The following is a 16,678-nucleotide window of genomic DNA, read 5'->3' on the forward strand; positions in this document are numbered from 1 at the left end:
GGCGTCGAGCCAGCCGGCGGCGGCGTCGGGCGCGACCGCCTGCACGTCGCGCGCGGCGGCGGTCAGCAGCGCGACCGCGCGCTCGTCGCCGGGCGCGGCGGAGGCGGCGACGTGCGGCGCCAGCACCGCCGGCTCGTCCTCGCGCGCGCCGAGCGCGGCGGCGATCGCGGCATGGCCGGCGCGGCGCCGCTCCAGCCCGATCGCGGCGTGCGTCGTGTCGCGCACGAGCGGGTGGCGGAAGCGGCAGCGGAGGTCGTCGCCGAGCGCGACGACGCCGCTGCGCAGCAGCTCGTCGACCGCGGCGTCGGCGTCGGCCGCGTCGATCCCGCCGGCCTGCGCGGCGAGCCGCACGTCGAACGGGTCGCCGACGAGCGCGGCGCCGTCGAGCAGCGCGCGGGCCGCCGGGCTCAGCTCCCGCAGCGTGCTCTCGACGGCGGCTCTGACCGTCCGCGGCAGCGTCTCGCCGCGGCGGCGCGCCTGCGCCAGCTCCAGCAGGAAGAGCGGATTGCCGGCCGCGCGCGCGAGCAGGTCGCGCTGCTCCTCAGCGCCGGGGACGAGCGCGGCGGCGTCGCCGTCGGTCAGTGGGCCGAGGTCGACGGCGACCCGGCGGGGCACGTCGCGCCCGGCCTCGGCGAGCAGGTCGGCGGCGGGCCCGGGACGGCTCGCGAGCAGCAGCAGGACCGGCGCCCGCGGCGGATTGCGCAGCAGGTGCAGGAGCAGCTCCAGCCCCGCCGGATCGGCCCAGTGGAGGTCGTCGAGCACGAGCACGAGCGCCCTGCGCGACGCAAGGCTCGCGACCAGCGCCGCGACGGCGCGGTGGAGCCGGAAGCGGGCGGCGCTGGAGGCGTGGTCGGTCGCGGCGCCGGCGCCGGCGGGCTCGCTCGCGGGGGCCGCCGCGTCGCCGCTTGGCCGCGCGGCGGCGAAGGCCGGCAGGATGCGGGCCAGCTCGGCGTGGCGCTCGGCGCCGAGCGCGTCGCGGGCGGCCGGGGTGAGCCGCTCGGCGGCGTCGTCGAGCAGCTGCACCCAGAGCGCGTACGGCACGTCCTGCTCGAACGCGGCAGCGCGCGCGTGCAGCACCTGCGCGCCGGCCGCGGCCGCCTCCTCGGCGACCGCGTCGAGCAGCGCCGTCTTGCCGATCCCGACCGGCCCCGTCAGCTCCAGCACCGCCGCGCGCCCGCGGCGCACGCCGCCGATCAGCTCCCGCGCCGCCGCCAGCTCGCCGTCGCGTCCGACGAGGCCGCGCGCCGCCGTCGGCCCGGCGCCGCGGTCCGCCTGGCGCGGCTGCTGCTGGTCGCGGGGCTCGCTCACGCGGGGAAATCTAGCGTCGCGATGCCGGGCCGCAGGGCCGAGGCGCGTGACGGTCGCGGCTCCCGATGCCTCGCCGCCGCGGCATGAGGGACGGCGCCGCGCCGTCGCGCCGGGTGCCGCTGGCGCTCGACCGCGCCGTCGCCGCCGAGCGCCGCGCCGTCAGCCGCCGCGCGACCGCGGTGGTCGGCAGGCTCGTCGCCGACCTGACGCAGCTGACCGCCGCGGCGCGCGCGGCGCTGCCCGCGGGTGAGGCCGCGCCGGTCGGCCGCCGCATGGTCGAGGTCGTCGGCGCGGCCGGCGACGAGCTGCGCGGCCTCCTGCACACGCTCCACGCGCCGCATCCGCCGCATCCGCCGCATCCGCCGCATCCGCCGCATCCGCCGAAGCCGGCCGCCGGGCGCGTGCCGGACGCGCTGTCGGCGGAGCGGGCGGCGGGCGATGCCTGCCGCGGCGCACGCGTGCGAGCAGCGCTCGCGGGGGAGCGGCGGGCGATCGCGCGCGAGCTGCACGACGTCGTCGGGCATGCGCTGACGCTGATCGCGGTCCAGTCGGGCGTCGTCAGCGTGCTCGCCGGGCACGACGCGGTGCGCGCGGCGCATGCGCTCGACGCGATCGAGCAAGCGACCGGCGCCGTCGCCGCCGAGCTGGACGGCCTCACGCGCGCGCTCGCCGATCCCTGTCTGGAGCAGGTCGTCGCCGCCGCGCGCGCCGCCGGCCAGCGGGTGCGCATCGACGGCGCCGAGCTGCTGCCGGCGGCGAGCCGCGCGGTGGCGGCGCGGATCGTGCGCGAGGCGCTCACGAACGCGCGCAAGCACGCGGCCGGCGCGCCGGTGCGGGTCCAGGTCCGCGTCGTCGCACGTGCCGCGGGTGAAGCGGCGGCGGCCGCGCGCGCTTGCGGCGGCGTCGAGCTGACGATCGCCAACCCCGCCGGCGCCCGCCTCGCGCAGGCGCCGCGCGGCGCCGGCCTCGGCCTGCGCGGCATGCGCGAGCGCGCCGCCGCCCTCGGCGGCACGCTCGACGCCGGCCCCGGCGACGACGGCGGCTGGAGCGTCCGCGCCTGGCTGCCGCTCAGCGCAGCTTGAGCGTCGCGCGGGTCTGGACGGTGCGGACCTTCGTCTTCAGCTCGGCGACGACCGTCAGCGTCCGGCGGCCGCGCAGCGAGGTCTTCACGCGCGGCAGCGCGACCGTCAGCTTGCCGGCTGCGGCGACGCGGCGGGGCTTCGCGACCGCGACCTTTCTGCGGCCGGCCAGCAGCGTGACCCGCACGGTGCCGGGCGCCGTCACCGTCAGCTTCAGGCGGGCGCGGCCGCGGGCGAGGTCGCTGCGCCGCAGCGCGCTCGACGGCAGCCGCACCTGCACCGCTCTGCCGACCGGCCCGTCTCTGACGACGCCGCCGCCGGGCGCTCTTCTGTCCTGCGGTCTGGTCGGCGGCGTGTCGGGCCCTCTCGGCTGCGTGGGGATCCAGCGCGCCGCCGGCGGGTCGGCCGGGCCCCAGTCGGGGTGCGAGCCGGTCGGCGTCAGGACCGAGCCGCCGGCCGTCTCGCAGTGACCGGATTCGAGCACCGTCAGCGCGACGACCTCGATCCCGTCCGAGGACTGCGCGGCGAGGCGGCTGCCGTCGGGCGACCACGACGGCGAGGCGAGCTCCGCGTCCCCGCTCGTCGTGCGGCAGGAGGGCGTCGGCGCGGGCGGCGCCGGGTCGCTGAGGACGGCGGCGCTGGTCGCGTAGAAGGCGAGCACCGGCTGGCTGCCGGCGCGCGAGACTGCCGCGAGGCGGCGTCCGTCACGGCTGATCTCGGCGTCGGAGAGGTAGTCGCCGGGGGAGGACCAGACCGGCGCGAGCGGACCCTCGCGCGGCCCGCCCAGCTCCAGCTCGCGGCCGTAGCCGCCGGAGGTCAGCAGCCGCTCGTTGGTGACCCAGGCGGGCGTGCTGGCGCCGGAGCGGTAGTCGCCGCCGGTCGCCAGCGGGGTCGCGACGGCGACGTCGGCGGCGGTCGTGAAGACGGCCTTCGCGCCGCACTGGTCGCCGCCGCTGCCGCACTCCGCGGTCGACAGCATGTAGGAGAGCTGGCGGCCGTCCGGCAAGAAGGCGAGGTCGGTCGGCTTGGTGTCGAAGACGACGCTGCTGGGCGTGTCCATCTGGGTCGTGTCGATCGTCCGCAGCGGGCGGCCGTCGCGGCTCATCACGGTCATCGCGGAAGCGAGGCCGTCGACCGCCGCGATCGTGCCGTCGTCGGCCTGCGTGACCGAGTGCCAGCGGGCGCCGTCGGTCAGGCGGACCTTGCCGGAGCCGTCGGGCCGCGCCGACCAGACGTCGCCGCCGTCGATGTAGACGATCGAGTCGGCGGCGGCGGTCGCCGGGACCGCGAGGGCGGCCGCCAGCAGCAGGGGGAGCGTGGTGCGGATGCGCATGAGCACACGCTCGCGCCCGGCGCGCGTCGCGGCGACCTCCGCCGGTCGCGCGCGCGTACGACTTAGGAGGTATCGACCTCGCCGCCGCCGCCGCCACGCGGCCGCACCAGCCCGCACTCGTACGCGAGCACGACCGCCTGCACGCGCGAGACGAGCTCGAGCTTGCGCAGGATCCGCGTCACGTGCGTCTTGACGGTCGCCTCGCTGAGGTGCAGCTCGCCGGCGATGTCGCGGTTGGAGAGGCCGCGCGCGAGCAGCCGCACCAGCTCCAGCTCGCGCGCGGTCAGCTCGTCGAAGCGCGCCCGCAGCTCGTGCTCGTGGTCGCTGACGGCGAGGTGGCGGGCGACCAGCCGCTCGGTGATCGCGGGCGCCAGCAGGCGGTCGCCGGCGGCGACGGTGCGGACCGCGGCGGCGAGCCGCTCCGGCGGCGCGTCCTTCAGCAGGAAGGCGGCGGCGCCGGCGCGCAGCGCCTCGACGACGTACTCGTCGTGGTCGAAGGTCGTGACGACGATCAGCCGCGCGCGCGAGCCGGCCGCGACCAGCCGCCGCGTCGCCTCGATCCCGTCGAGCTTCGGCATGCGGATGTCCATCAGCACGACGTCGGGGTGGGTGCGCAGGACCAGCTCGACGCCGGCCGCGCCGTCGCTCGCCTCGCCGACGACCTCGATGTCGGGCTGCGCCTCCAGGATCGCGCGGATCCCGGTCCGCAGCAGCTCGTGGTCGTCGATCAGCGCGATCCTGATCACGGCGCGCCCCCGAGCGGCAGGAAGACGGCGACGACGGCGCCGGCGCGCTCGACGCAGCCGCCGGCCAGCGCCGCGCGCAGCCGCGCGCGGCCGAGGTCGACCGTCTCGGCCGCCCCGCTCAGCGTCAGCCGCAGCTCCAGCTGCTCGGCCGCGTGCAGCGTCGCCGCGTCGAGCACGACGCCGGCCGTCCCGTGCAGCGCCCGCAGCAGCTCCTGCGCGACGCGGTAGCAGCTCGCCGCGACCCCGTCGGGCACGAGCGCGGCCGGCAGGCGGACGGCGGCGAGCCGGCACGGGCGCTCGGCGTCGAGCAGCTCCTGCAGCGCGTCGAGGTCGGGCTGCGGCGCGTAGCTGACCGGCTGCTCGGGCGCGATCAGCGCGTGCATCCGCCGCAGCTCCTGCAGCGCCTGGCCGGAGGCGAGCAGGATCGCGTCAAGCGACGTGCCGCCGCCGCTGCCGTCGCCGACGTGCGTGCGCAGCGCCGCCGCGTGCATCCGCACCTCGCTGACGCGGTGCACGACGATGTCGTGCAGGTCGCGGACGGCCTGGGCGCGGTCGCGGGCGTCGCTGGTGGGGAGGGGCAGATCGCTCATCCGCTGGCGACAGCGTAGGCAGCGCGCAGGTCGGCGTCGTCAATCGAAGGTCTTCCAGCCGGCTGCCTTCTGCGCAGGACGGCGCGCCGCCGCTGCGCGACGATCGCTGCCATGACCGAGTCCCGCCCGACGCGCCGCGTCGCCCTCCTCGCCATGCCGCTCGCCGCCGTCGCCGCGGCGGCGGCGGCCGTCACGCCCGCGGCAGCGACCGCCGCCGGCAAGGACGTGACGGCGCGCGTCGCGTTCGACTACAGCCTCGACTTCCACCACACGTCGGAGCGCAGCTTCGGCGGCCAGGCGAACGAGGCGGTAGACCTCAGATACCACCTCGACGGCGCCCTCCCCGCGGTCACCTTCTCGGGCGAGAACAGCGTGATCCTGCACGACACGATGACTGCCCCGATCAACGCCGCCGTCCAGGCGACCTTCAGCCACCGCACGACGGTCTCCGACGGCACGCTGAACATGTGCAGAGGCGGGCCGCTGATCGCGGGCGGCGCCGCGACCGTCGCGCTCGGCGGCGGGGGCGGCTTCCGCGCCCACTTCGCGCCCTACACGAGCGGCTCCGTCGCCGGCGCCTGCGTCGACGGCACCGGCGCGCCGGGGACGATCGACTGGCCGCTGCCGACGATGATCCCGCCCGGGCCGTCGGGAGACGGCCTGCCGCTGGAGGGGACCGACGTCACGCCGACGATCGCGGAGCTGACCAGCGCCGAGCGCTGGACGCGCAGGGTGTACGTCCTGCTGCCGTTCAGAAGCTGCCCCGGCTGGGATCCCGCGACGATCTCGTGCGGGCTGGAGATCAGAGGCACCGTCACGGCGGTCGTCCAGCAGCGCACGATCAGAGACGCGACGTCCGAAGAGGACTTCCTCGACCCGGCGCAGACGCGGCAGCCGCCCAGACTCGACCGCTCCAAGCGCTCCGTCGGCGCGCGCGTCGGCTGCCCGCGGCGGTGCAGCGCGCAGATCGAGATCGGCGTCTTCGGCAGACGCCGCGGCAAGCCGTACGTGCGCCGCTACACCGCCTCGCGCAGCGCGGTCACGATCCCGGCCGGCGGCGTCCGCGCGCTGCGTGCGCCGGTCCCGGCGGCCGCCCGCGTGGCGGTCGCGGCGGGCAGCGGCGTCGCGCGCGTGACCGTGCGGGTCGGCGGCCGGCGCGTCGAGCACGACTACCCGCTCGGCGGGGGTCGCTGAGGTGGCGATTCGCGCGCGTCGGATCGCCTGGGCGCGCCCGGGCCAGCCGCTGACGGTCACCGTCGGCTGCAGCGACCCCGACGGCGATCCGCTCGCGTACCAGCTCGCCTCGAAGGCCGGGAACGGCAGCGTCGAGCAGACCGGGCCGGCGACCTTCGTCTACACCGCCCGGCGCGACTACCGCGGAGAGGACGGCGTGCTCGTGCTTGCGCGCGACGGCCGCGGCGGCAGTGCGCTGATCTCGACGCGGATCGCAGTCGACGATCCGGCGCCGGTCTGCGCCGCACCTGCGCCGCTCGTGCTGCGCCCGCTGCGCCGGGGCAAGGCGACGATCGCGTGCAGCGACCCCGACGGCGGCCGGTGCGGCTGACCGCGGTCACGCGCGGCGTCGGCTTCGCGCGTGCCGCGCTCGACGGCGACCGCGTGAGCGTGCTGGCGACGATGGCCGGCGAGGGGCGGCTGCGGGTCGCGGCGACCGACGACGACGGCTCGGTCGCGACCGTCGAGCTCGCCGTTCGCGTCGAGCCCTACCCGGCGCCGCGCGGGCTCGCGCTCGTCTGCTTCGACGGCTGCGCGCTCGGCGCCGACGGCGCGGTCGCGCTCGGCTTCCGCTGCGGCCCGCGCGCCGCGCGCGAGCTGCCGGGCGCGGGCGACGCTGACCGCCGGCCGCCGCCCGCTCGCGTCGGCGACGCGGCCGGCCGGAACGGGCACGCTCAACCTGCTGCTCGTGCGTCTGCCGCCGAGCACCCGCCGCCAACTCGACGCGCAGCCGCCCGCCGCGCTGACGCTGTGCGCGAGCGTGCGCGGCAGCGACGGCCGCATCCGCCGGATCGCGCGCCCGGTGCGGCTCACGCACTGAGCGGCTCGACGGGCAGCGCACTTGCCTCCGGGGCAGCGCGCGGCGTAGGGTCGGGCGAGGCGCAGGAGATCCGACAATCGCAGGGAGGCCGCAGATGGCGACGTTGCACACCGACATCCCGAGCCGCGCCGAGGTCGAGCGGCTGCTGGACGTGAGAGATGCCGACGACGCGTGCGTCTCGATCTACGTCGCGACCTCGCCGGTCACGCAGGAGGCGGAGGCGAGCCGGATCGAGTTCAAGAACCTCGCCGCCGACGCGGTCGGCCAGGTCGAGGCGGCCGGCGCCAACCACCGGATCGTGAGCGAGCTGCGCGAGACGCTGGAGGAGCTGCACGACGACGACGGCTTCTGGGCCGAGCAGGCGCGCAGCCTCGCGGTCTTCGCCGCCCCCGGCCGGCTGCGCACCTTCCGGCTGCCGAACCGCCTGACCGACGCGGTCGAGGTCGGCGACCGCTTCTACGTCAAGCCGCTGCTGCGCACGCTGACCTTCCCGCAGACGGCGTTCGTGCTCGCGCTCGCGGCCGGCGGCGCGCGGCTGGTCGAGGTGACCAACGACGGCCCCGCCTTCACGGTTCCGGTGCCGGACATGCCCAGCGACGCGGCCAGCGCCGCCGGCAAGGCGTCGATCGGCGACCGCTCGCAGATCGGGCGGATGCAGGGCTCCGAGGGGCAGAAGGTGCGCCTGCGGCAGTACGCGCACAAGGTCGACCAGGCGCTGCGCCACGTGCTGACCGGCCTCGAGCTGCCGCTGATCCTCGCCGCGACCGAGCCGATCGCGGCGATCTACCGCTCGCTCTGCACCTATCCGCACCTGGTCGAGCAGACGCTGCCCGGCAACCCGCAGGAGCAGAGCGACGAGCAGCTCGCCGCCGCCGCGCGCACGGTGCTGGACGAGCTCTACGCCGCCCAGCTCGACGCGCTGCGCGCCACCTTCGCGCTCGACGCCTCGCGCGAGCGCGCCACCGCCGACCTCGCGGAGGTCGCCCGCGCCGCCACCGTCGGCGCCGTCGCGACCGCCGTGGTCGACGTCGACGCGAAGGTCCCCGGCACGGTCGACGCGAGCAGCGGCGTCGTCACGCCCGACCCGGCCGACGACGCCCGCAGCTACGGCGTCGTCGACGAGATCGCCCGCCGCGTCCTGCGCGACGGCGGCCGCGTGCTCGCGGTCCGCGCCGAGGAGGTCCCCGGCGGCGGCCCGGTCGCGGCGCTGCTGCGCTACCCGCTCGGCGGCTGAGCGGCGGCGGCCGCCGCGGCCTCGTCGCGGTCGAGGCCGGTGTCGGCGTAGGCGGCGGGGTCCTCGAGCGGCTCGAGGTGGGTGAAGACGGTCGCGTTGCCGAGCGCCTCGCGGAGGGCGTGCTCGACCTGCTCGGCGAGGTCGTGGCCGCGCTGGACGCTCCAGTCGCCGGGGACGAGCAGATGGGTGGAGACGAAGGCGCGGCTGCCGGCGCGGCGGGTGCGGAGGGCGTGGAACTGGACGTCGTCGCCGGTGAACCGCGCCAGCACGCCGGTGACCGCCTCCAGCTCGTCGTCGGGGAGGGCGCGGTCGAGCAGGCCGTCGGTCGATCTGCACATCAGCTTGACGCCCATGAAGACGATGTTGGCGGCGACGGCGATCGCGATCAGCGGGTCGAGCGTCTCCCAGCCGGTCAGCGCGACCGCGACGACCGCGATCAGCACGCCCGCGGAGGTCCACACGTCGGTCATCAGGTGGCGGCCGTCGGCCTCCAGCACGATCGACTTCAGCTCCCTGCCGGCGTTGATCAGGATCAGGCCGACGGAGAGGTTGATCAGCGAGGCGCCGACCGAGACCGCGACGCCGATCCCGACGCTCTCGATCGGCTCCGGGTTGAGCAGCCGGTCGATCGCGGTCCAGCCGATCGTGACGGCGGCGAGCAGGATCAGCGCGCCCTCGATCCCGGCCGACAGGTAGTCGGCCTTCTCGTGGCCGTAGGCGTGCTCCTCGTCGGGCGGGCGGGTCGAGTAGCGCACGACGACGAAGGCGACGAGCGCGGCGACGAGGTTGACGACCGACTCGGCGGCGTCGGACAGCAGGCCGACGGAGCCGGTCAGCAGCCAGGCGGTCGTCTTCAGGCCGATCGTCAGGATCGCGGCGGCGATCGAGAGGGCGATCAGCCGTGTCAGCCGCGCGCGGCGCGCGGCGTGGGAATCGAGGGTCATCGGTCGGCGCTCCTCGGCGCGGGGATCGTCGGGACTCGTCAGGGCGCGGAGCGCGGGCGGCTCCGGCGGCGGGCAGCGAGCGCCGGCGGGCGCGGGCTGCGGCGGTGCTAGACGAGCGCGAAGGGCGGAGCGCGACCGGCGAGGTTGCGCGCCAGCGCGGCGCTGGGCGCCGCGACGACGGCGCGACCGGGCTGCGCGAGCAGCGCGGGCGCGTGGAGCAGCGCCGGCCGCAGCGCCTTCGGGCCGAAGCGGACGAGCCGGTCGTGCAGCAGCCGCGCGGTGCGGGCCAGCAGCCAGCCGACCGCGACGACCGCCGGCACGGCCATCCAGCCGCCGTGGCCGAGCACGCCGCCGAGCCCGGTCAGCTGACTCGGCGCGACCAGCCCCTCGACGACCGACTGCGCAGCGTAGACGCCGAACAGCGCGCCCGCGATCGGCAGCCACGAGGGCGAGCCGGCGCGCCCCAGCGAGCGCGTCAGCAGCGCGACCAGCAGCAGCGCGATCAGCGGCGAGACGACCGCCAGCCAGGGGTGGCCGTCGTGCGCGAGCATGCGCGTGCCGTCGCCGTCGTAGGCGATCAGGTGGCGCAGCTCGTGCAGCAGCACCGCCGCCAGCGCCATCGACGGAGCGAGGCGCGGGCGGCGGGGGAGGGTCGGTGTCGGCAGGCGGCGGAACATGGCGCTGAAAGGTCGACCAGCGTAGCGCCCCCGCCTGCGACGGCTCAGCCGATCGGGATGCTGAACGGGCCGCTCGGCAGGTTCACGGGCGTGCCGTTGCCGAGCGCGACGGTCGCGCTGCCGCCGGCCGAGAAGCTCATCGTCCCGCTGATCGGGCCGTAGCCGCCGGCGACCGCGATCTGCAGCGAGGCGCTCAGCGGGCTCGCGGCGCCGCCGACGACGATCGCGTTCTCGGGCAGGATCAGCTCCGCGCCGGTGCTCGCCTTGAAGGTCGGCACCGCGTCGCTCGGGTACGGCTGCAGCTCGTACTCGTCGCCGAACTCCATCACCGCGACCGAGCTGGCCGGCAGCGAGACCGACAGGTTGAGGACGTAGGACGGCACGTCGCCGGCGTCGACGAACAGGCTCGCGCCGCTGAACGTGCGCGGCGGAGCGGCCCGGTCGGCGCCCTTGGCGAGCTGACGCAGGCCGCCCGCCGGTCTGCTGGCGAGCCGTCTGGCGCGGAAGCTCAGCGCGCCGCCGCGGCCGAGGCGCGGCCGCGACAGCTCGAAGACGAAGGTGTCGCGGCTGCGCGGGGCGCGGTCGAGCACGAGCGCCGCGTTCGGCGGGTCGGCGGCGAAGCCGCGCGCCTTCCAGCCGGCGACGAACCGTCTCAGCGTCTCGCTCGTGGCGACCCGCTGCGGCCGGTCGCTGAAGCCGGTGACGCGGGCGGACGGCGCGTCGAGCCGCAGCTCGTAGCTGCCGCCGCGTCTGGTCACGCTGCCGCCGCCGCTGGTGAGCGTGAACAGCTCGCCGCCGGCGGGAGCCGCGGTCGCGGCGGCGGGCAGGAGCGCGGCGGCGCCGGCGAGGCCGGCGAACGTGCCGAGCGCGATCCGTCGCGCGCGGCCGAGATGGGATCTGGGAGTCATCGTCTCTGTATTCGGCCGCCGCCGCGTGACTCCTCAACGGCGCGTCAGCGTGGCTGCCGCGCGGCGGTGTCAGCGCACCTGTGAAGGAGGCCTTACCGTTGCGAGAAGGCTTGCTATCGTGCGGCGCCGCGCCTGCTTTAGGGCGCCCTAATACCCCGCATCTCTCGCCTGTCGCAGGAGGCAGTACATGGTCGTACCGAACCGGTCCGCGGTCGCGCGGACGCGGCGGCTGCTCGTCGCCGTCGCGCTCGTCGCCGTCGCGCTCGCCGCGACGGCCCTGGCGGGGGCGCCGCCGGCGTCCGCCGCGCCCACCGAGATCACGAGCGGCTCGCTCGACTGGGGCGTGCGCGCCAGCTTCCGCAGCTACGTCGGCGACGCCGGCATCACCGTCGCCGACGGCGCGACCCGCGCCGCCGACGGCGGCTTCCGCTTCCCGCTGACCGGCGGCAGCTACGACGCCGACAGCAGAGACACCGACGTGCGCTTCGGCGGCAGCGTCAGATTCTGGTCGCACGGCGGCCTGCTCGACCTGACGATCGCGAGACTGCGCGTCGTCACGACCGCCGACGGCGCGACGCTGCGGGCCGACGTCGTCAGCCGCGAGCTGGGCGGGACCGCGGAGCTGAAGCGGTACGACGACCTTGCGCTGGCGACGCTCGACGAGCCGGCCGCGACCGTCAGCTACGAGGACGGCGCGACCAGCTGGCGCGCGCTGCCGGCGACGCTGACGGCGGCCGCCGTCCCCGCGTTCGCCGGCTTCTACGCGGCCGGCGCGGTGCTCGACCCGCTTGCGATCGACTACGCCGGCCCCGGCGGCAAGCACGCCGAGGAGGTCGAGCGCTGGACCGCGCCCGGCTCGCCGGCCGCGACGCTCGGCAGCACGACGATCCCGCTCGCGACCGGCACCGGCACGGAGACGACGCAGTCGCTGTTCGCCGGCGCCGGCGGCCAGGCGGTCGTGCCGCGCGCGCAGAACGTCTCGACCCCCGACGGCACCGAGGGCCGCTCCTGGCTCGACGTGATCGAGGGCGGCGCGGTCGCGCAGCGGCTGCGGATGCCGCTCGGCTTCCCGTCATCCGGCTGGAGCTACGACGTCGCCCCCGGCCAGCTCGCCGTCGGCCCGCAGAGCGGCACGCTCGTCGCGACCGCCTCGCGGATCTCCGACGGCAGCCCCGCCGCCAGCCGCACGGGCGTGCTGATCCTCGCCCGCGGCAGCGACGGCCGCTACCCGCAGCCGACGACCGCCGACGCGTTCGCGCTGCCGCAGCTCAGCTATCAGAACGCGGGCGGCACGACCGTCAGACGGCTCGCGCTGCTGTCCGACGTCGCGATCGACGACCAGACGCAGACGGCCTACGCGCTGACCGACCGCGGCTCGCTGTTCGCCTTCGACCACGACGCGCTCGGCTGGCACCTGCGCGCGAACGTGACCGCGCTGCCCGGCACGAGCGAGGCCGACAGCTCCTCCTCGCCGCGCAGGCTGCTGGTCGACCAGCAGGCCGGGCTGCTGCACGCCTGGAACGGCGCCGGCAGCAGACTGACGCTCGTCACCTACGACCTGCGCGCGGGCGGCGAGCCGACGCTCGTCGGCCAGCTCGCGCTCGGCGGCAGCTACAGCGCCTCCGGGCAGCCGGCGGCGATCGACCGCGTCAGCGGCGTGATCTACCTCGCGCTGACGCCGACCGGCGCGAGCGCGCCCGTCGTCGTCGCGCTCGACGGCCGTGCGAGCGGCGGCGCCAGAACGCTCGGCGAGCCGATCGCGGTCGCGCCGCAGCAGGGCCTCGCGGTCGACCAGGCCGACGGCCGCGTCTACGCGACGACCGCGGACAGAAGAGTCGTCGTGATCGACGGCCGCCCAGCCGCCGACGCCGCGCGCACGGCCGGCGAGCCGGTCACGATCGAGAACACGCGCTCGCCGTGGTTCGTGGTGCCCACGAGCGATCGCATCTACCTCTACTCGTTCGGCTCCGCCAACACGACGATCGAGACGCTCGAGCGGGCGGCGTCGCCGTCGCTGACGAGCGCTCCCGCCGACGCGACCGCCGCGCTGGCGGCCGTCGAGGCGAGCGGCAGCGCGAGCTTCGCGGTCGTCGCCGCCGGCACGCCCGCTGCGGCGATCCAGTGGCAGCGCAGAGCGGCCGACGCGACCCGCTGGACGACGCTCGACGGCGCGACCTCCGCGAGGCTCGACGTGACCGCGACGGTCGCCGACGACGGCGCCCGCTACCGCGCCGTGCTGACCAACGCCGCCGGCAGGCTCGCGAGCGAGCCGGTCACGCTGACGGTGACGACGCCGCCGGCCGTGCTCGCGCAGCCCGAGGACGTGACCGTCGCGGCCGGCTCCGACGCCGTCCTGAAGACGATGCCGACCGGCCATCCCTACCCGCAGATCCAGTGGGAGCGGCTCGACGGCGCGACCTGGGTCGACCTGCCCGGAGCGACGACCGGCTTCCTGACGCTGCCGGCGGTCGACACCGCGCTGTCGGGCACGCGCTACCGCGCGCGGCTGACGAACGCGCGCGGGACGGTCCACACCGCCGTCGCGACGCTGACGGTCACGCGCACGCTGACGCAGCCGGTGACGTTCGCCGGCGGCCACGTCGACTGGGGCATCGCCGAGCGCTGGCGCTGTTACGTCGTCGGCACTGTCGCGCGCGGCGCGATCGAGGTCTCCGGCGGGATCGAGAAGATCCCCGGCACGCTTGCGACCGGCGGCCTCTGCAACGGCCGCAACGCCGGTTCGGAGCAGCTGCGCTGGCCGGTGACGAGCGGCAGCTACGACCCGGCGAGCGGCCGGCTGGAGCTGGCGCTCGGCGGCTCGGTCCGCTTCTGGGGCCACGACTACCACACGCCCGGCGACACCACGCCGCTGCTCGACACGCGCATCGGGAACCTGAAGATCGTGGTCGAGAACGGCGTCGGCACGCTCTACGCCGACGCCTCGGGCGCGACAATGGACGACCCGCTGCCGAAGAGCTGGACGCAGGTCGCGCTCGTCTCGTTCGCGCTCGCGGGCGGGCCGGGAGTCGGTGAGAGCGGTGTCAGCTGGGCGCCGGCCGAGACCGCGCTGACCGCCGCCGGCGCGCCGGTCTTCGGCAGCTACGCGGAGGGCGAGGCGTTCGACGCGCTGACGATCGCGCCCCAGTTCGGCACGCCGCTGGAGGAGCAGCCGCCGGTCGTCGCGCCGCCGGGCGAGCAGCCGCCGGCCGGGCAGCCGGCGCCGCCGGCCGCGCCGCCGGCCGCGGGCGTGAAGCCGCCCGCGTCGAGAGCCGCCGCGCCCGCCCCGGCGCGTGTCGCCGCCGCGCGCGGTCGCGTGACGGTCGCCGCGAAGAGCCGCGTCGCACGCCTGGCGACGGTCGCCTGCCGCGTCGGCTCGCCCTGCCGCGTGAGCGTCCCGAAGCGCACGACGGTCACGATCGCCGGCGCGCGCTACCGCGCCGCCGTGCTCGCCCCGGCGCGGTTGAAGAGCGGCCAGTCCGCGGCCGTCCGCCTGCGCCTGACCAAGCCGGCCGCCGCCCGCCTGGCCGGCCGCACCGCCAAGGTCCGCCTCCGCGTCGTGGTGGTCAGCGACGGCACCCGCATCGCGCGCACCGTCGCTGTGACGCTGCGCGCGCCCGCCGTGAGGCGATGATCTGTATACAGTCAGCGGATGAGCGGAGGATCGCTGGCGGCGTCGGTCGCGCGGCAGCTGGGTGACGAGATCGTCGCCGCCGGATGGCCGGTGGGGGCGGTGCTCGGCTCCGAGCGGGAGCTGATCGAGCGGATGGGGGTCAGCCGCGGCGTGCTGCGCGAGGCGGTGCGGATCGTCGAGCACCACGGGATCGCGCGGATGCGGCGCGGGCCGGGCGGCGGGCTGGTCGTCAGCGCGCCGCAGCTCGACGCCGTCGCCGACGCGATCTCGCTGTTCCTGCAGTACGAGGGCGCGCGGCGGTCGCAGCTGTTCTCGCTGCGCGTGACGCTGGAGCTGGCCGCCGTCGCGCAGGCGGCGGAGCGGATCGACGAGGTCGCGGCGGCGCGGCTGCGGGCGTGCGTCGCGGCCGAGCGGCGGCGCGGCTACGGCGACTCGCTCGCCTCCGCCCGCCCGCACACGCTGCACGTGCTGATCGCCGAGCTGACCGGCAACCCCGCGATGCGGCTGTTCGCGCGCGTGCTCGCCGACCTCACCAGCGACCGCGACGACGTGCTCGTCGAGCCGCGGCGGGCAGCCGTCTACGGCGCCGCCCACCACGGCATCGCGGAGGCGCTGGTGGCCGGCGACGGCGCGCTCGCGCAGCTGCGGATGCGCCGCCACCTGGAGGCGGTCGCGCCGGTCTTCGCCGACGACGAGCCGGCCGCGCCCGTCGCGCCCGCCGTGCGCCGCCTCAGCCGGCCGGCGTAGGGCGCGCCGCGCGTCAGGCCGCCGCGACCGGCGCGCGCTCGCCGGCGCGCGCCTCCGCCGCGCGGTAGCGCTCCAGCAGCCACGCGTTCATCCCGACCAGCGCGCGCTCGCGGGTCGCGATCGGGCCGCGCGGGGCGAAGCGCGACCGCAGGCCCTGCTGCACGAGCGCGAAGGCGTAGTCGTCCTGGCCGACGAACGTCCGCACCGCCGCCGTCTCCGCTCTGTGGCGCTCGACGAAGTCGGGCCGCGCGAGCACCTCCTGCGGGTACAGCCGGTGGCGCTTGACGCGCATCGAGGTCGGGCCGGTCGGGCGGTAGCTGAGCGCGATCACCGAGTCGGGCATCAGCACCAGCAGCATCCCGGGCGCGATCGCGATCGTGTGGGTGATCCAGCGCTGCGCCTCGGTCAGCCCCGGGATCGCGCCGAAGAGCGCTCTGCCGACGTGGTTGAGCGTCACGTCGAGGTCGCGGTTTCTGAGCACGAAGTGGAAGACGCCGTTGTCCGGCTCCATCACGTCGAACAGGAGCGAGCTGCAGTCGGTCTGCTGCATCAGCGGCGTGTCGCCGTGGAGCTTGTCGCAGTGGTAGCACTCGTTCTGCCCCTCCGCGTAGACCTTCCAGTTCCAGTCGTAGTCGAACTCGAACTTGTAATCGGGGTCGACGCTGAACTCGCCGCGCAGCTCCTCCAGCCGGTGCGGCGAGACGATCGGCTCCAGCGACGCCAGCCGCGGCGCCAGCGGCGGCGCGTCGGCGTCGAAGTTGACGAACACGAAGCCGTGCCACAGCTCGACCCGCAGCCTCGGCAGCGCGATCCCTCTGCGCACCTGCTCGATCGCCTGCGGCGCGCCGATCAGCCGGCCGTCGCGCCCGTACGCCCACGAGTGGTACGGGCAGATGAACGCCCGCTCGCAGGTGCCGCGGCCCTCGGCGACGAGCATCCCGCGGTGGCGGCAGACGGCCGAGATCGCGTTGATCGCGCCGTCGTCGTCGCGCACGATCAGCAGCGGCTCGCCGGCGACCTCGATCGAGAACCAGGCACCGGGCTCGGCGACCTCCTCGGCGCGGCCGACGGGGATCCACTCGCGCTGCCAGATCGCCTCCTGCTCGAACTCGTGGAACGCCGGCGAGGTGTACGCGGCGGGCGGGAAGAAGGTCGGGTCGGCCGGGTCGGCGACCGACTGCTCCAGCGCTGACAGGGGGATCGGGCTCTCGCTCATCGGCCGAGCGTAGGAGCGCCGACGCGCCCGCGCCAGCGAACTTCGAAATGAGGATGCGGAATTGCCCTGCGGCGGCCGCGCGCCTCAGCGCAGCCCGGCCGCGCCGCGCGCGAACCGCTGCGTCGCGGCGACGATCCGCGCCGGATCGCGTGGGGCGGAGGCGCCGCTCGCGCCGGCCGCGCCCGCGCCGTCGCCCGCGCCTGCGCCGTCGC

At 76.6% G+C, this 16,678-nt stretch carries 15 protein-coding genes; 7 read left to right on the forward strand and 8 right to left on the reverse strand.

The genetic code is table 11. The annotated features are described in order from the left end of the window. On the reverse strand, positions 1-1,308 hold a 1,308-nt coding region (locus tag Q7L73_RS27660), incomplete at its 3' end, for an AAA family ATPase (protein ID WP_304715763.1). A gap of 65 nt (positions 1,309-1,373) precedes the next feature. On the opposite strand from Q7L73_RS27660, the gene Q7L73_RS27665 reads away from it, so the two are divergent. Beyond that, positions 1,374-2,390, forward strand: a complete 1,017-nt coding sequence (locus Q7L73_RS27665) for a sensor histidine kinase (protein ID WP_304692894.1) — start codon at positions 1,374-1,376, stop codon at positions 2,388-2,390. On the opposite strand, the gene Q7L73_RS27670 is transcribed toward Q7L73_RS27665, so the two are convergent. From Q7L73_RS27670 to Q7L73_RS27680, 3 genes are all read right to left on the reverse strand, one after another. Beyond that, positions 2,377-3,720, reverse strand: a complete 1,344-nt coding sequence (locus Q7L73_RS27670; protein ID WP_304692896.1) for a hypothetical protein — start codon at positions 3,718-3,720, stop codon at positions 2,377-2,379. The two genes, Q7L73_RS27665 and Q7L73_RS27670, sit on opposite strands and share 14 nt — an antisense overlap. A 62-nt stretch (positions 3,721-3,782) precedes the next feature. After that, on the reverse strand, positions 3,783-4,466 hold the full coding sequence (locus Q7L73_RS27675; protein ID WP_304692898.1) for a response regulator transcription factor: 684 nt from the start codon (positions 4,464-4,466) through the stop codon (positions 3,783-3,785). Next, positions 4,463-5,056 (reverse strand): histidine kinase, encoded by a 594-nt coding sequence (locus Q7L73_RS27680; RefSeq protein WP_304692900.1) that lies wholly within the window; start codon positions 5,054-5,056, stop codon positions 4,463-4,465. The genes Q7L73_RS27675 and Q7L73_RS27680 overlap by 4 nt, the downstream gene beginning before the upstream one ends. A 111-nt stretch (positions 5,057-5,167) precedes the next feature. Here Q7L73_RS27680 and Q7L73_RS27685 point away from each other — a divergent pair, with 111 nt between their 5' ends. The 4 genes from Q7L73_RS27685 to Q7L73_RS27700 are packed head-to-tail and all read left to right on the forward strand — an operon-like array spanning position 5,168 to position 8,343. Then, positions 5,168-6,250, forward strand: coding sequence for a hypothetical protein (locus Q7L73_RS27685; RefSeq protein ID WP_304692903.1), 1,083 nt, complete (start codon positions 5,168-5,170; stop codon positions 6,248-6,250). Between the two features lies 1 nt (position 6,251). Beyond that, complete coding sequence (locus Q7L73_RS27690) at positions 6,252-6,620, forward strand: Ig-like domain-containing protein (RefSeq protein WP_304692905.1); 369 nt, start codon at positions 6,252-6,254, stop codon at positions 6,618-6,620. Next, positions 6,587-7,264 (forward strand): hypothetical protein, encoded by a 678-nt coding sequence (locus Q7L73_RS27695; protein WP_304692907.1) that lies wholly within the window; start codon positions 6,587-6,589, stop codon positions 7,262-7,264. The genes Q7L73_RS27690 and Q7L73_RS27695 overlap by 34 nt, the downstream gene beginning before the upstream one ends. After that, on the forward strand, positions 7,204-8,343 hold the full coding sequence (locus Q7L73_RS27700) for a hypothetical protein (protein ID WP_304692909.1): 1,140 nt from the start codon (positions 7,204-7,206) through the stop codon (positions 8,341-8,343). The genes Q7L73_RS27695 and Q7L73_RS27700 overlap by 61 nt, the downstream gene beginning before the upstream one ends. On the opposite strand, the gene Q7L73_RS27705 is transcribed toward Q7L73_RS27700, so the two are convergent. The 3 genes from Q7L73_RS27705 to Q7L73_RS27715 form a co-directional block, all read right to left on the reverse strand. Continuing rightward, complete coding sequence (locus Q7L73_RS27705; protein ID WP_304692911.1) at positions 8,325-9,287, reverse strand: cation diffusion facilitator family transporter; 963 nt, start codon at positions 9,285-9,287, stop codon at positions 8,325-8,327. The genes Q7L73_RS27700 and Q7L73_RS27705 overlap by 19 nt on opposite strands. A 107-nt stretch (positions 9,288-9,394) precedes the next feature. Next, a complete protein-coding gene (locus Q7L73_RS27710) occupies positions 9,395-9,964 on the reverse strand; it encodes a hypothetical protein (RefSeq protein ID WP_304692913.1) in 570 nt (189 codons plus the stop codon). A 44-nt stretch (positions 9,965-10,008) separates the two neighbouring features. Continuing rightward, positions 10,009-10,872: a hypothetical protein gene (locus Q7L73_RS27715; RefSeq protein ID WP_304692915.1), complete on the reverse strand. Its 864-nt coding sequence runs from the start codon at positions 10,870-10,872 to the stop codon at positions 10,009-10,011. 187 nt (positions 10,873-11,059) lie between these two features. Here Q7L73_RS27715 and Q7L73_RS27720 point away from each other — a divergent pair, with 187 nt between their 5' ends. Next, complete coding sequence (locus Q7L73_RS27720; protein ID WP_304715764.1) at positions 11,060-14,503, forward strand: HtaA domain-containing protein; 3,444 nt, start codon at positions 11,060-11,062, stop codon at positions 14,501-14,503. Positions 14,504-14,521: 18 nt separating this feature from the next. Beyond that, entirely contained in the window at positions 14,522-15,250 is a 729-nt protein-coding gene (locus Q7L73_RS27725) for a FadR/GntR family transcriptional regulator (RefSeq protein ID WP_304696330.1), read from the forward strand. Between the two features lie 13 nt (positions 15,251-15,263). Here the strand turns inward: Q7L73_RS27725 and Q7L73_RS27730 are convergent, their stop codons facing one another. Continuing rightward, a complete protein-coding gene (locus Q7L73_RS27730; RefSeq protein WP_304696332.1) occupies positions 15,264-16,466 on the reverse strand; it encodes an aromatic ring-hydroxylating dioxygenase subunit alpha in 1,203 nt (400 codons plus the stop codon). Positions 16,467-16,678 lie beyond the last annotated feature (212 nt).

The sequence above is a fragment of the Conexibacter sp. CPCC 205762 genome, assembly GCF_030646155.1.
In the GTDB taxonomy this organism is placed as follows: domain Bacteria; phylum Actinomycetota; class Thermoleophilia; order Solirubrobacterales; family Solirubrobacteraceae; genus Conexibacter.